Raw genomic sequence first — 1,031 nt, forward strand, 5'->3', positions numbered from 1 at the left:
TCCAGTGAGTGTTACCTCACCTTCACCCTGGACAGGGGTAGATCACACGGTTTCGGGTCTACGTCCACGTACTAAAGCGCCCTATTCAGACTCGCTTTCGCTGCGGCTCCGCCTTTTCAGCTTAACCTCGCACGGGAACGTAACTCGCCGGTTCATTCTACAAAAGGCACGCCATCACCCATATAGAGGGCTCTGACTTTTTGTAAGCACACGGTTTCAGGTTCTTTTTCACTCCGCTTCCGCGGTGCTTTTCACCTTTCCCTCACGGTACTGCTTCACTATCGGTCACTAGGGAGTATTTAGCCTTGGCAGATGGTCCTGCCGGATTCCGACGGGGTTTCACGTGACCCGCCGTACTCAGGATACCTCTAGGGATTTCGTTCGATTTGGGCTACAGGGCTTTTACCTTCTATGCCGGACCTTTCCAGATCACTTCGCCTACCGAACTAACCCCATAACGAGGTCCTACAACCCCAAGGAGCAAGCTCCTTGGTTTGGGCTATTCCGCTTTCGCTCGCCGCTACTGACGGAATCACTTTTGTTTTCTTTTCCTCCAGGTACTTAGATGTTTCAGTTCCCTGGGTATGCCTCTACTATTGCTATGTATTCACAATAGAGTAACTGCGCATTACCACAGCTGGGTTCCCCCATTCGGACATCCCCGGATCAAAGCCTGCTTACGGCTCCCCGAGGCATTTCGTCGTTCGCCACGTCCTTCTTCGGCTCCTAGTGCCTAGGCATCCTCCGTGTGCTCTTTCTAGCTTAACCTAGAAAAACATTTAAAGAATTTTGCAAGATCCGAAGATCAAGCAACCTAAGTTCTTACTTTACGTTTGTTTCGTTATCTAGTTTTCAAGGAACAACTTTAATGCTTTTGAAAGATTGCTCTTTCAAAACTGAACACGAGTGAGTAAGCAATTTGTATCCGAAGATACTTGACTGGATCTATCAGATCCGAGTCTCCATAGAAAGGAGGTGATCCAGCCGCACCTTCCGATACGGCTACCTTGTTACGACTTCACCCCAATCAT

Annotated in this window: 2 rRNA genes; both read right to left on the bottom strand. The window is 49.1% G+C overall.

The features are described from left to right. A 23S ribosomal RNA gene (locus AC58UU_RS39900) occupies positions 1–768 on the bottom strand; the annotation flags it as partial. Between the two features lie 200 nt (positions 769–968). Beyond that, positions 969–1,031 (bottom strand): 16S ribosomal RNA (locus AC58UU_RS39905); the annotation flags it as partial.

Source organism: Paenibacillus sp. JT22N1 (assembly GCF_059692155.1).